The following is a 13,099-nucleotide window of genomic DNA, read 5'->3' on the forward strand; positions in this document are numbered from 1 at the left end:
TGGCGTGCGGTGCTTACCAGACAGTTTGTGTACGAACTACGAATTTGTGAAATCGATTGATGGTATATATGTTATTTACATGGCAAATATATCGAGTTTGGATCTGAACCTGCTTCGGGTTCTGGACGCCTTGCTGCGCGAAGGCTCGACGGTGGGTGCCGGACGCAGGCTGGCGCTTTCGCAACCCGCTGTTTCGGCGGCGCTCGGCCGGTTGCGCCATGCGCTGGGCGATCCGCTATTTGTCCGTCAGGGGCAAGGGCTGGTCCCGACCAGTTATGCAACAAGTCTGGAGGGACCACTCCGGGCGGCTCTGGAGGAGCTTGAAAGCGTTCTTGCCGGCCCGGAAAAATTCGATCCCGCCGAGGCGCAGCTCGACTTCCACATTTCCGGCACGGATTTCTTTGCCTCGATGCTGATGCCTGAGCTTGGCGCGCGCGTCCAGCACGCCGCGCCTGGATTGCGGTTGCAACTGGTCGATTTGGTGCCCGATCACCATGTCGAGGCACTGGAGCGACAGGATGTGGATCTTGCGCTATTGCCGGAGCGCGACTTTCCTGCCTGGACCGCCCATGCGCGGCTGTTTCGCGCTGAATTTACCGTGATCGCGCGCACTGGCCATCCGGCGCTGACCGCAGCGGGTCTTGCGCCGGGCGAGATGATTCCGATGGAGCTGTTCTGCTCACTGGGCCATGTCCTGTGCTCACCCGATGGCCGATTCCATGGGCTTGGCGATGATGCACTGACGCGGGCGGGGCGCAGCCGCCGGGTGATGATGTCGGTTCCCGTCTTCGAGGGTGTGCTGCAGGTCGTGGCGGCAACCGACCTGATTGCACTCTTCCCCAGTGGGCTTGCCGAACGACGGAGCCCCTCTGCCGGGATCGCGCTGTATGCGCCTCCGATGGCCATTCCCCCCGTGCAATTGAGCATGATCTGGCATCGACGCCGGAGCAGAGACCCGGCACATACCTGGCTGCGAGGCATGGTGCAGGAGATACTCACACCACTGGGGCAACGTAACGACCTGTCTGTGCTCGGCTGAATCGCTGCCTTCCCTGCCGTCGACCGCCTCGGTGAGGCGCTCGCCGAGAGGCTGTTGGCGCGCTGATGCTAGGGGCTGCAGGGTCAGGGAGTATCCGACGCGGCTTCGCCACCTTCCGGTCCGTAGAAGAACACCCAGGTGGCGAAGTCATCGGTGAAGTCTTCGAAGCGGTGATCGACACCCGCCGGCACGAACAGCACCTCTCCGGCCTCGAAGGGCCGCCGGGTGTCGCCGTTGACGAAATGGCCCGAGCCGGAGATGACGACGTACACCTCGTCTCGGGTATGCGGCAATTGACGATCAACGCCTTCCGGCTTGTAGACCTCGACCTGCAGCGAGCCGTGCCGGAATACCTCGGCGAAGGGCACTCCGCTATTTTCCTGCAGCGTCTTCAATGCAGCCGATGGGATCAGGCGCTCCATCATGGTCTCTCCCCAGTAGGTTTAAAGGCCCCTATCCTGTCACCGGGTAGGGGCGGGCCAGCCTCCACCACTTGGTAGCGAGTGCTTCGCCCTCCCCCCGGCAGTTTCTCCAGGCAGCCCTTGGCCAGCAAGTCGGAAAGATGGCGGGTCGCTGCCAGAAGCGGGTCTTGGCCAGAATGCGCTCGATGCCGGCGAGAGCGTCTTCCGTAGCGCCCCTCACGCCACGGGCAGGCAGGCAAGCGCTATGACGTCATTGCGATAGCCATCGGAGACCTTGTACTCCCGATAGCCGGCGGAGACGGCCAGGCCGACCAGGTAGGTTTGGCCACCATGCTCGAGCCATTGGATGCGGCGCTGCCCCGGCGCCAGGCCCGCCAATGACACCGGGAGGTAGGCATCCAACCGCTCCCCTGCCGTCCAGCACACCTCGCTTGACGCGATGATGGTCGAGTCCGACTGCACCAGCAGGCCGAATGCGCTCGCGACGCCCTCGGCCGTCATGGGTAGGTTATCGGTAACGATCTTGCGCAGCTCCGGCTCAGCGTCGAACACCGTTGCCATGCCACCCAGTACCCGACCACCGTCGGCGGAGGTGATATTGGCCATGTAGATGTAGGTGGCCTGGCCATCGTAGAGCGGCGTGGCCGCGAAGGCCGATACCGTATAGGCCTGGCTCGAGCCGAGGGCCAGGCAGGCCTGCAGCGGCAGTTGGTCAGGCAGGCGGGTCCCCACCAGTGCGCTCGATTCGGGCGAGGACACCGCCTGAATCACGCCCTCCGTATCGAACACCAGCAGGTTGGTATATACGGTGTAGAGCCGGTTAATGTACTGCAGCACCGGGGTGATGTGCTGGTTGGCTTGCGCACCGCCCACTTCCAACCCGTGCTGGATGCGGTGATCCAGCGCCCACCAGCGTACGTCATTGGCCCGCTCGTAGAGGTTGCGATCCATGATGTCGATCATGCTGATCGAGCGCATCGCGGCGTCCGCCAGAGTGACCTGGGTCATGGCGTTCTGCAGCGAGGCGATGGACTCGTCGAATACCTGGCGCGTCTGGTAGCCGATCTCGCGGACCTGTTGCAGCACCGGGGTCAATTCGGCCAGCCGGCATTGCGCGGAGGTGATTCGCCCATTGAGCACCGTTAGACTGAGCCGTTGCGCCACGTCCGCCGCCTCGTCGCAGATCTCCGCTAATATGCCCTGACGATGGCGTGCTGGCACCTCGCCCCCGATGGCCATGAGCGTCGTCACGCCGGCGTCGCCCCGGGCAAAGGCCTCCTTCTGTTCTAGCAACGCCATGCAGCGCCACCCCAGCCCGGCATAGCCCTGATAGGGGTGGCCCCCCACCGCACGACAAAGGTAGCGCCGTCCCTGAAGGGTGATGGCCTCGACTCGTTCATGCCCCTGTTTGCCCAGTGCCATCCCGGCCGGCAGGGCTGCCAGGCTGGAGGCCACGACATGGCCATCCGGCGACAGCAGCGCAAGATGATGCCGGGCATCGCACAGCTGGGCGAACAACCGTGCCATTTCATCCTGCAGGTCGAAGCTCAGGCACAGCAGGCCAAGGGGGCGGCTGCCAGGCTGGTCATCGGCCAGTAGCGGTGCCAAGAACAGGTGTGACTCGGGCCGGGTCGGCAACAGCGGCGAAGGGCGACAGACCTCCAGATACTCGGCCCTGCTGCGAGTGATATCAGCCATCAGCGCGGCGTCTTTCTGCGCTCCCGGGCAGGCATGCAGCGCCCAACGCGGGTCCCCCTCGGGCGAGAGCAGCAGGATATTGTCGTAGACCGAATACTTGGCAACGTACTCTTCGAGGCGTTCGGCCAGGGCCATGTCGCTCGGTGTCGACTCGCCGCCTGCGAAGAAGGCTCTCAATGTGGGGTCGGTGGCGAGAAAACCGACGTCGGCGGTGCGTTCGAAGAGGTTGCGAATCAGGATATCCACCGCCACCTGCGCCAGTGAACCGAGCGTCATCTCGAGTTCTCCGGCGTGGGCTTCCACCAGCGCGGACACGAGTTTCTCGCGCAGCGAGCGAAAGCGGTCACGCGTGGTATTGACGCTATCGAACAGGGAGCTGGCTCTATCGGGACTGGAGACCTTGCCGATCAGAGTAACCGTGGCCAGCCAGCCATCGAGATGTTGCAGTTGCTCGCCGCAGGCTTTCACCTGAGGCGGCACATCATCGGTTGAGCAAGACGTTCCAAAAGAGGAAAGCAACATGATGACGTGTCCTGTCAGGCAGGGAGAAGAGGGGGTAACGTCTCAAGCTATCGGCTGCTGTTCAGTCATTTATTTATCGGCTGAGGCCGCTACAACTTGAGCGCCACCGTTTCAACGCTGCCCACTCAGGCCGCTAAGCGCTTCCCGCGAGCCTCGACAGTATGTCGCGGGCCCTGTGATCGAGAGCCGGGTTTTCTAACAGCTGAGGGGTGCGCTACACTCCTGCCTTCGCCCTTCATCATGAGGTGTTCGTCCAATGCGCCATTGATGCCGCCGTCGTTATGACGGCCAGTCTCCACCGGCCCCTATCGCAGGGGGAGGACTAGGCATCGCAGGAATAGCGCATGACGAAACCCCATCTCGTACTTCAGGACGTGTCCCTCGTTCTGCCAGACGGTAGAGCGCTTTTCTCCGGCCTCCACGAGCAGTTCAACCTGTGCCCGACGGGGCTCGTTGGACGCAATGGCGTGGGCAAGACCTTGCTGGCACGCATCCTTGCTGGATTGCTTCAGCCCACCACCGGGCACTGTCAGCGTTCCGGCAGCGTGCATTACCTCGCTCAGCAAGTGGTGCATCCCGATGATGCAACGGTGGCAGAGCTGGCGGGGATACAGCACACGCTGGATGCGCTGGCGCGCATCGAGTCAGGCAGCACGGCAGCGGAGGACTTCGATGCCGTAGGCGATGACTGGGACATCCAGCCGCGGCTGTGCCTGGAGCTTGAGCGCAATGGCCTGAGCCACCTTGACGCCGATACGCCCGCAAGTGCTCTTAGCGGCGGTGAGGCGATGCGGGTTTCGCTGATTGGCGCCATGCTTTCGGGGGCGGACTTCCTGATCCTCGATGAACCGAGCAACCATCTCGACCGGCCGAACCGACAGGCGCTGATCGAACAGCTGCGACGCTGGCCGCGTGGGCTGATTGTAGTCAGCCACGACCGGCAGTTGCTGGAATCCATGCAGCGCATCGTGGAGCTCTCCTCTCTGGGACTGCACAGCTATGGGGGCAACTACTCGTTCTATGCCGCGGCCAAGGCACACGAGCGACACAACGCCCTGGAAACGCTGGCTGAGCGCAAGCTCGAGCGCCAGCGCCAGGCACGGGCGATGCGCAAGCAGCTGGAACGTCAGGAGCGGCGCCAGGCACGCGGTAAACGGCACGGCAAGGAGGCCAATCAAGCCAAATCGCTACTGGATGGGCAGAAAGAGCGCAGTGAAGCATCTTCGGGAGCACTGCGCCGGCATCAGTCGGCACGTTTGGACCAGCTCAACCAAGACGTGAAAGATGCCGCGCAGCAGGTCGAAAAAGAGGCACCCATCGCCCTGCATGACCTCCCCGTCGCACAGGCAGCCAAGCGTCGCGTCGCCGAACTGGACGGCGTGGAGCTGCCTTACGTCGCACAAGCCACCCGCGCTATCAGCCTGATCGTGAGTGGGCAGCAGCGCATCGCTATCGTCGGCCCCAACGGCTGTGGAAAATCCACCTTGTTGCGCATGATGGCAGGTAGGGTTACGCCCCTGGCCGGTGTTTGCAAGGTGACGCCCGAGCACGCCTATCTGGATCAGCAGCTGGAGAACCTGGATCCGGCAAAGACGGTGCTCGAGCAGTTACGCTCGGCCAATCGCACGGCGACCGAGGCGGACCTGCGCATGCGCTTGGCGCAACTGGGGCTCGATGCGCAGAAGATCGCGACGCCCAGTGGGTCACTGAGCGGGGGTGAACGGTTGAAGGCAGCCCTCGCTTGCCTGCTCTACGCCGACAGGCCACCGCAGCTGCTCTTGCTCGATGAGCCCAACAACCACCTGGACTTGCCCTCGGCAGAGGCCCTGGAAGCCATGCTGCGCAGCTATCAGGGCGCACTGATCGTGGTATCGCATGACGACGCCTTTCTGGATAACCTCGGACTAACGGATCGCTTGCTTGCTGATGAGCAAGGCTGGAGGTTGGAGCCACTCCAGTCATCCGATTGACGCCCATGGCAAGGAAGGCAACAACGATGCACCATGACTCACCCTCCGACTCCCGCGCCGATGCCCCCGGCGCGCCCAAGCTGACGCAACTGGGCGGCCGCAGCGTGCTCTTCGTGATGGCGGCCGAGGCCGAGTACGGCCCGCATCTCAGGCAGCGTTTTACCCCGTTCATGACCGGCGTGGGCCCGGTGGAAGCGGCGGTCGAGCTCAGCGCTGCGTTGGCCGACCTCGCCCATCGCGGGCGCCTGCCGGAGCTGGTGGTGTCGCTGGGTTCGGCGGGCAGCCAGGGACTGGAGCAGACCGAGGTCTATCAAGCGACCAGCGTCTCCTACCGCGATATGGACGCCACGCCGCTGGGTTTCGCCAAAGGCATCACACCCTTTCTCGACCTGCCGGCAACGCTCCCTCTGCCGCTGCGCATTCCCGGCATTCATGAGGCCACGCTCTCCACCGGCGCCAATATCGTCTCGGGCGCGGCCTACGACGAGATTGCGGCCGAGATGGTGGATATGGAGAGCTACGCCTGCCTGCGCGCCTGCATGCGCTTCGAGGTGCCGCTGGTGGTGCTGCGCGGCATTTCAGACGGCAAGGCCGAACTGCACCACGTCGATGACTGGACGGAGTACCTCCACGTCATCGACGAGAAGCTGGCCTTGGCCGTCGACCGCCTCGGCGAAGCGCTCGCCGAGGGGTTGTTGGCACGCTGAATGCCGCCATCGGGCACGCCCCATTGCCCACTCTGTGAGCGGCCCACTATCGTCGGCCACAATGACTATCGCGTATCAAGGATGCAGGATTGATTCGGTCGATGCCTCGCAAAGACTGCACTCCGGATAACGCAGCTCGTGAAGGCTTCTTTGGTCATCTCAGGGCTGAACTCTTCCATCCACAAGATTGGCGTGGCTCGACGCTGACACAACGCTCCCCGAGACAGCAGGCTAGCATATATCGGCATACCCACCTTTAGCCCCTCTAGGAACGGCGCCATACGACTCTCGAGACGCCCGGAAGGGGTTCCAGGCCATTACATTTCGACCCAGGGTCCATTTAACGACATTTAATGTCTGAAAAATGGCATTTATCATGCGGTACAAAAATGTAACATATCCTGAAGTTCATCAAGGCCGATTAAATGATTGAGAGCAGCCAAGGAAAAGGGGTTACGCTGGTTTTCCTAGCGACATTACTGTGGAGTTCCGCAGGGCTGTTCACAAGGTTATTACAACTTGACACATTAACATTAGTCAGCTGGCGCGGCATGGTGAGCATTTTAGTAATATTGACTATCTTTAGAAGCTCAAGAGAAATTCAAGTACTGACAAGGCGCCCTGGCAACTTTACATTATCTGTAATGTTGACTTTAGCCACACTGACATACATTGGCGCCCTGAACAACGCCACAGTGGCAGTGGTGTCAATAATCCACGCTTTCTCACCATTGCTGGCTGCCTTAATCGCTTTTATTATAGTAAAAGAACATGTAAACAAATCCATATGGCCCAGTTTATTTTTGGCATTATCATCCATTATCATTTCTGTCGGCTGGGGAGCTGGCGGAAGTTCTCATTACGGAATCATTCTCGCGCTGTCCATGACATTGTTAATGGCGGCTACAGCCGTCTTTTGTCGCTATAATCACCATGTATCACTGGTATTTTCCACCGGAATATCCGGTGTTCAGCTATTAGCCATTGGAATATTGAGTGGGGCACTTTTCAATGTCGAGACACAAGATTTAAGCACCATAGTGTTTTTTGGATTAACTCAAGCACTGGCACTGATTTTTTTCATCGAAGGAGCCCGTCATATAAAATCTTCAACAGCTTGCCTTGTGAGTATTGCAGATGTACCTATGGCGCCGCTTCTGGTGGCCATGTTTTACCCCGAGCCGATAGGCCTTGCTACAGTGACCGGAGCAGTTGGAGTCATGTCAGCCGTAATTCTAGAGAGCCGTTACTCTGAAGAAAGGAAGCGTTGCTGATACTTCTTGGGAGTCATACCTATCACTCCTTTAAAGGCAGAGATAAACTGACTTGCATTTTTATAGCCCAGCTGACTCGCCGTTAGTGTGACTTGAACACCATTCTGTAGCTTTATCTTCCCGAACTCCATCAGTATGTTTCTGTGCCAATCTTTAAATGTAAAGCCAGTTTCTTTTTTTATCGCTCTTGACAGTGTCTTGGCGCTAACATTTAACCGGGACGCTATACTATCCAGTGTTTGCCGTTTCTCTAAGTTCTCCACCACTATATCATAGGCATAAGTGAGCATTTTGCTCCTGCTTTTTTCTGAACTATTGCAACGTGAAAACTCCCCGAGTATTTCATCAACCACAACATGCGACAACCTTTGAAAAGAATCTATACTCTTATAATCATTGCCCGCACATCTAATAATATCCAATGAGCTTTCAACGAGCTGAGATATAACAAGCCGTGCCGTCAAGCCATCTGAGAGGCAATAGTCAGATGGGTAACAAGTATCAATATAGGTAACCTGAACAAGACTGGCTTTTTGCAACATTATCTTATGATTAACGTATGGAGGAAGCCAAAATATGCTATTGGGAGAAAGAGCCCATGCCCTTTCATCTGTTTCAAGTATAGCGTTGCCGTCAAAAAAGCGAATGAGCTGTGCTTTATCATGATGGTGAGTAGGAACGGTAGCTCCTTGCTCATATAAGATATTGAACGTAGAGACTGGTAAAGAGAACCCTTCTACATAACCATCTGTTATATACGAGTCGTCTTTTATGATATTAGCCTCTGCAGGTATCGATTGTCTGAGAATCGACATTTCTTGTCTCCAATTGCATTTTTTACTTCAGACACCTACTGAATTAAAATATATAGTGTATCGCTAAATTAAGCCAGCACATTGCGGGGTCAGCATGGAAATGACAATTAGCACCAATTCGCTTGCGCCCCTTACTTGACGCGCTGACCACACTCCGATCAGAGGTGGCCCAGCAGCTCAGGTATCTTACTCATACAGGTGGCCGCATGGCGTCAGGGCGACATACTGGGGAATCTACAGCATCTGGGGAAGGAACCGGTCGCGCCGGTCGATGATCTTGCCGGCCACCATGAAGATGCCGTCGCCGGTGTAGTGAAGGGTTTCCGGGTACTCGGGCAACACTGCCGCACGGGCTGATATAACTTCCCAGATGAAGAAGTTATAGCGCTCCACCAGGCTGTCGTCGAACAACCGGCATTCGAAGTGTGCATGACACTCGTCGATCAGCGGTGCGCTTACCTTCTCCGCCGGCTGTGCGGTAAGCCCGCAGCGCTCGAACTTGTCGACCTCGGCGCCACTGCTGTTGCCGACGTCCACCACCTGGTCGGCCAGCGCCGTCGTCGGCAGGTTGATGACACACTCGCCGCTGCGGCGAATCATCTCGTAGCTATGATTGCTGGACGAGATAATGCAGCCCACCAGCGACGGCGCAAACGCCATCACCGTGTGCCAGCCCATGGTCATGATATTGCGTTGGTCCTCCCACGCCGACGAGACAAGCACGATGGGCCCCGGCTCCAGGTAGCGGCGCACCCTCTCTAGCGGCATGGAAGCTTTATCGACGTGTTCGCTCATGACTGCACATCCCGTCGGCAAAGTATTGGCACTAAAAGCAGGCAACGCCAATAGAATCGACGAAGCCATCGATGAGAAGCTGGCCACCTCGGCGAGGCGCTCGCCGAGGGATTGTTGGCACGCTGAGTGCTGGGATCAGCCGCCCTGCACGACGCCGCAGGCGACCCGGGCGCCGGCGCCGCCGATGGGCTGGCTCATGTGGTCATCGGGGTTTTCGTGGATGACCAGCGCGCTGCCGTCATCGTCGAGCATGTTGCCACCGACGCTACCGTCGAGGCTTGCCCGTTCATTGAACATCTCCACCATCGCGCTGCCGTCGCTGTGGACGTAGAAGTTGGGCAGGTCGCCGGCATCCGGGCCGTCTGGATTGAGGAAGCCGTGCTCTGAGTCATCGGGATTGAGGTGGCCACCCGAGGCCTGGAATCCCTCCTCGTGATCCTCGCAGGTGCCGACGCCATGGATGTGAATGGCCTTCCAGCCCTCATCCAGGCCATCGATGCTGAAGTTGAGCACCACCCCGGCCGGGCCCTGATCGATCGTACCCTCGCCTACCACCTCGCCGTGGTTATCGACGAACTCGACGCTGGCCGTGGGGCCGTTGCCCTCCTCGGCCATGCTCGTCAGGGAGAAGGCCCCAAGTGTCAAACCGATCAGTACTGCATGTCCCTTTTTCATAACGCCTCCATATAGCTGAACGACCTTTGTTGGCCTCCCCCAGCATAGTAGCTAGGGGCGTGAATCACACCCGAGGATGGTATGGTGCGAGGGAACCCTAGCCGAGGGCCCCACTACCATGCCCCAGGTCGACATCACCGTGATCTCCGATGCCATCTGCCCGTGGTGCTTCATCGGCAAACGCCACCTCGACCTGGCCTTGGCGGAACTGCCCGAGGACATCAGCGTATCGGTGGCCTGGCACCCCTTCGAGCTCAACCCCGACATGCCCGCCGAGGGCCTGTCGCGGCGTGACTATCGCACCGCCAAGTTCGGCTCCTGGGAGCGCTCCCAGGCGCTCGACGCCCAGGTGGAGGCTGCCGCCGAACAGGCCGGCATCGAGATTCACCATCAGCGCATGACGCGGACGCCCAATACCTTCGACGCTCACCGGTTGATCTGGCTCGCCGGGGAACATGGCGTCCAATCGGCGGTGGTCGGCGCGCTCTTCCGATGCTACTTCGTCGACGGTGAGGACATCGGTGACGGCACGGTACTCGCCAACGCCGCCCGAGACGGTGGACTGGCGGATATCGACATACCCGCCTTTCTCGCCAGCGATCAGGCTCGGGTAGAGGTAAAGGCAGGCCTCGATGAGGCGCGGCGCCTGGGCGTGAGCGGCGTGCCCACCTTTATATTTAACGGCACCACCGGCCTATCGGGCGCCCAGCCGCCCGAGGCACTGCGCCAGGCGATTCTCGAGGCGGCGGGCAGGCGTTGAAGGCCACGGTAAAAGAGACGAATCATCCAACAACCGAACCTGTCCCAGGGTAGATGCGTCCCTGGTACATTCGCCTCTGGCCACCTTCGACCACCATCCACCTACCGGAGTCCCTTTATGTCTCGCGTTATCGAAATCCCCGCTGCCGACGGCACCATCGACGCTTATATCGTCACCCCCGGCAATGCCGAAGGCCCCCTTCCGGCAGTGGTGCTGTTCACCGATATCGGCGGCCTGCGTCCCTGCTACCACGAGAAGGCCCAGCGCATCGCAGACAACGGCTACGCCGTGCTGATGCCCAACGTCTACTACCGCGATGCGAGCGGCCACATCGTGCCGCAGGGCAAGTCGTTCCGTGACCCGGACATACGGCCGACGCTGCTCGAGTATGCCGGCCATCTGACGCCCGAGGCGCAATCCCGTGACTTCGTCGCCCTGCTGGCGTGCATTGATGCCCAAGCCGAGTTCGCCGGCGGCAAGCTGGGCGTGGTCGGCTACTGCATGACCGGGGCCTTCGCGCTGCGCATGGCGGCCGAGCACCCCGAGCGCGTTGCCGCTGCTGCGGGTTTTCACTCGGCGCGGCTGGCGGAGGCCGACGATCCCCATAGCCCAATCCACGCGGTTGGCACCATCGAGGGTCGCGTCTATTTCGGTCACGCCGACAAGGATGAGCTGCTGCCCCCCGAGCAGATTGCCCGCATGGACGAGGCGCTGGCCGCCGCCGGCGTGCACTTCACCACCGAGCTCTACAAGGGCGCCGCCCACGGCTTCACGGCCAAGGACGCGCCCTCCTTTGACGCAGCCGCCAACGACCTGCACCACAAGCGGCTCGCTATGCTTCTGGAGGAGACGCTGTAACAGGTCTTACCTTTGACTAAGGAGGTCGGTATGGCCAGACCAACCTTCATCAAACTCGATGACGACACGCAGCCAGTCTTGACCATTCGTCATCAGAACCCAGGAGCTATCCGGTGACCACTGACCCCAGCGCCTCGCCTGCCATCGACCTGGCTGCGCTGCTCGCCGTCCAGCGCGCGGCCTATCGCCGCGACGGTGCGCCTTCGCTTGCCGATCGGCGCGCCAACCTTGCAAAGCTGCGCACCGCGCTGATCGACAACCGCACCCGGCTCGAGGAGGCCATCAGCGCCGATTTCGGTCATCGTTCACGCCACGAGACCAGCATCATGGAGCTCGGCAGCACCATCAGCGGGATCGACTACCTGCACAAGCATCTGCGCCGCATGATGCGCCCGGAAAAGCGCCACGTGGCTGTTCATATGCAGTTCGGCTCGGCACGCGTGGAGTACCAGCCGCTGGGTGTCGTCGGGGTCATGGCGCCGTGGAACTACCCCTTGGTGCTCGCCGTGATGCCGCTGGCGACGGCGCTCGCGGCCGGCAACCGGGTGCTGTTGAAGCCGTCGGAATTCACCCCGACAATCAACGCGCTGCTCGAGGAGATACTTGGCGCGCTGTTTCCGCCGGAACAAGTGGCGGTGGTGCACGGCGATGCTGATGTCGGTGCCGCCTTCGCCGCCCTGCCGTTCGATCATCTGATCTTCACCGGCAGCACCGCCGTCGGCCGCAAGGTCATGCAGGCGGCCAGCGAACACCTGGTGCCGGTAACGCTCGAGTTGGGCGGCAAGTCGCCGGTGATCGTCGAGCCGGGTCACCCACTCGACCATGCCAGCGCCGGCATCGTGTTCGGTAAGCTGGTAAGTGGCGGCCAGACCTGCATCGCCCCTGACTATGCCCTGGTGCATGAGGACGATCTTGAGGCCTTCCTCACCCATTACGACGACGCCGTGGTGGCCGCCTACCCCGACGGCACCTCAAGCGAGGATTACACCTGGGTGTTCAACGACCGGCACCTGGCGCGCCTGAATGGGCTATTGGAGGATGCCCGTGCCAAGGGCGCGACGCTGCGCGAGGTCGGTCGCGAGGGGCAAGGCGCCCACCCACGCGCGATGCGCCCAATGCTGGTACTCGACGTCAGCGACGACATGACCATCGCCCAGGAGGAGATCTTCGGGCCGATCCTTACGGTGTTCACTTATCGTACGCTGGAGGAGGCCATCGATTTCGTCGCTGCGCGCCCCCGGCCGCTGGCGCTCTACTACTTCGGACACGACAAGGCGGCGCAGCGCCAGGTGCTCGACGGCACGACATCGGGCAACGTGACCATCAACGGCACGCTGCTGCACATCGCCCAGGACGACCTGCCGTTTGGCGGCGTCGGCAATAGTGGTATCGGCGCCTATCACGGCATCGAAGGTTTTCGCCGGCTGAGCCATGCCAAGGGAATCTACGTGCAGGGCCGCTGGAACGTCACGACGCTGCTGCGACCGCCATTCGGCAGGATGGCCGAGCGACTGCTGCGCTTCGTGCTGCGCTGAACAGTAGGCAGACCCGCGCTGCCCCGATG

Annotated in this window: 12 protein-coding genes; 7 read left to right on the forward strand and 5 right to left on the reverse strand. The window is 60.6% G+C overall.

Features of this window, described 5'->3' with window-relative positions; all coding sequences use genetic code 11:
• The first annotated feature begins 46 nt into the window (after positions 1–46).
• On the forward strand, positions 47–1,039 hold the full coding sequence (locus CK498_RS06705) for a LysR family transcriptional regulator (protein ID WP_217987706.1): 993 nt from the start codon (positions 47–49) through the stop codon (positions 1,037–1,039).
• 83 nt (positions 1,040–1,122) lie between these two features.
• On the opposite strand, the gene CK498_RS06710 is transcribed toward CK498_RS06705, so the two are convergent.
• Positions 1,123–1,464 carry a cupin domain-containing protein gene (locus CK498_RS06710; protein ID WP_217987707.1) on the reverse strand — a complete coding sequence of 114 codons (342 nt, stop codon included), beginning with the start codon at positions 1,462–1,464 and terminating at the stop codon, positions 1,123–1,125.
• A gap of 213 nt (positions 1,465–1,677) precedes the next feature.
• Positions 1,678–3,681: a cache domain-containing protein gene (locus tag CK498_RS06715; RefSeq protein WP_141246922.1), complete on the reverse strand. Its 2,004-nt coding sequence runs from the start codon at positions 3,679–3,681 to the stop codon at positions 1,678–1,680.
• A gap of 344 nt (positions 3,682–4,025) precedes the next feature.
• Here CK498_RS06715 and CK498_RS06720 point away from each other — a divergent pair, with 344 nt between their 5' ends.
• The 3 genes from CK498_RS06720 to CK498_RS06730 all read left to right on the forward strand — a co-directional run bounded on the left by CK498_RS06720 (position 4,026) and on the right by CK498_RS06730 (position 7,632).
• A complete protein-coding gene (locus CK498_RS06720; RefSeq protein ID WP_095620064.1) occupies positions 4,026–5,651 on the forward strand; it encodes an ABC-F family ATP-binding cassette domain-containing protein in 1,626 nt (541 codons plus the stop codon).
• A 26-nt stretch (positions 5,652–5,677) separates the two neighbouring features.
• A complete protein-coding gene (locus CK498_RS06725) occupies positions 5,678–6,358 on the forward strand; it encodes a 5'-methylthioadenosine/S-adenosylhomocysteine nucleosidase (RefSeq protein WP_095620065.1) in 681 nt (226 codons plus the stop codon).
• A 425-nt stretch (positions 6,359–6,783) separates the two neighbouring features.
• Positions 6,784–7,632, forward strand: a complete 849-nt coding sequence (locus tag CK498_RS06730; RefSeq protein WP_095620066.1) for a DMT family transporter — start codon at positions 6,784–6,786, stop codon at positions 7,630–7,632.
• On the opposite strand, the gene CK498_RS06735 is transcribed toward CK498_RS06730, so the two are convergent.
• The 3 genes from CK498_RS06735 to CK498_RS06745 form a co-directional block, all read right to left on the reverse strand.
• Positions 7,605–8,447, reverse strand: a complete 843-nt coding sequence (locus CK498_RS06735; protein WP_095620067.1) for an AraC family transcriptional regulator — start codon at positions 8,445–8,447, stop codon at positions 7,605–7,607. The two genes, CK498_RS06730 and CK498_RS06735, sit on opposite strands and share 28 nt — an antisense overlap.
• Positions 8,448–8,681: 234 nt before the next feature.
• Positions 8,682–9,242 carry a flavin reductase family protein gene (locus CK498_RS06740; RefSeq protein ID WP_095620068.1) on the reverse strand — a complete coding sequence of 187 codons (561 nt, stop codon included), beginning with the start codon at positions 9,240–9,242 and terminating at the stop codon, positions 8,682–8,684.
• A gap of 135 nt (positions 9,243–9,377) precedes the next feature.
• On the reverse strand, positions 9,378–9,917 hold the full coding sequence (locus CK498_RS06745; RefSeq protein ID WP_176475738.1) for a superoxide dismutase family protein: 540 nt from the start codon (positions 9,915–9,917) through the stop codon (positions 9,378–9,380).
• Positions 9,918–10,035: 118 nt separating this feature from the next.
• Between CK498_RS06745 and CK498_RS06750 the strand changes: the two genes are divergently transcribed.
• From CK498_RS06750 to CK498_RS06760, 3 genes are all read left to right on the forward strand, one after another.
• The gene (locus CK498_RS06750; RefSeq protein ID WP_095620069.1) at positions 10,036–10,677 is read left to right on the forward strand and encodes a DsbA family oxidoreductase; all 642 of its coding nucleotides are present in this window, start codon (positions 10,036–10,038) and stop codon (positions 10,675–10,677) included.
• 117 nt (positions 10,678–10,794) lie between these two features.
• Entirely contained in the window at positions 10,795–11,535 is a 741-nt protein-coding gene (locus CK498_RS06755; protein ID WP_095620070.1) for a dienelactone hydrolase family protein, read from the forward strand.
• Positions 11,536–11,648: 113 nt separating this feature from the next.
• Positions 11,649–13,070, forward strand: a complete 1,422-nt coding sequence (locus CK498_RS06760; RefSeq protein ID WP_095620071.1) for a coniferyl aldehyde dehydrogenase — start codon at positions 11,649–11,651, stop codon at positions 13,068–13,070.
• Positions 13,071–13,099 lie beyond the last annotated feature (29 nt).

Origin of the sequence: Halomonas salipaludis (assembly GCF_002286975.1) — a bacterium.
Taxonomy (GTDB): Bacteria; Pseudomonadota; Gammaproteobacteria; order Pseudomonadales; family Halomonadaceae; genus Franzmannia; species Franzmannia salipaludis.

Excerpts from the sequence above, each read along its gene's own strand:
- CK498_RS06710 (WP_217987707.1), bottom strand. The coding sequence starts at position 1,464 with ATGATGGAGCGCCTGATCCCATCGGCTGCATTGAAGACGCTGCAGGAA.
- CK498_RS06715 (WP_141246922.1), bottom strand. The coding sequence starts at position 3,681 with ATGTTGCTTTCCTCTTTTGGAACGTCTTGCTCAACCGATGATGTGCCG.
- CK498_RS06720 (WP_095620064.1), top strand. The coding sequence starts at position 4,026 with ATGACGAAACCCCATCTCGTACTTCAGGACGTGTCCCTCGTTCTGCCA.
- CK498_RS06725 (WP_095620065.1), top strand. The coding sequence starts at position 5,678 with ATGCACCATGACTCACCCTCCGACTCCCGCGCCGATGCCCCCGGCGCG.
- CK498_RS06730 (WP_095620066.1), top strand. The coding sequence starts at position 6,784 with ATGATTGAGAGCAGCCAAGGAAAAGGGGTTACGCTGGTTTTCCTAGCG.
- CK498_RS06735 (WP_095620067.1), bottom strand. The coding sequence starts at position 8,447 with ATGTCGATTCTCAGACAATCGATACCTGCAGAGGCTAATATCATAAAA.
- CK498_RS06740 (WP_095620068.1), bottom strand. The coding sequence starts at position 9,242 with ATGAGCGAACACGTCGATAAAGCTTCCATGCCGCTAGAGAGGGTGCGC.
- CK498_RS06745 (WP_176475738.1), bottom strand. The coding sequence starts at position 9,917 with ATGAAAAAGGGACATGCAGTACTGATCGGTTTGACACTTGGGGCCTTC.
- CK498_RS06750 (WP_095620069.1), top strand. The coding sequence starts at position 10,036 with ATGCCCCAGGTCGACATCACCGTGATCTCCGATGCCATCTGCCCGTGG.
- CK498_RS06755 (WP_095620070.1), top strand. The coding sequence starts at position 10,795 with ATGTCTCGCGTTATCGAAATCCCCGCTGCCGACGGCACCATCGACGCT.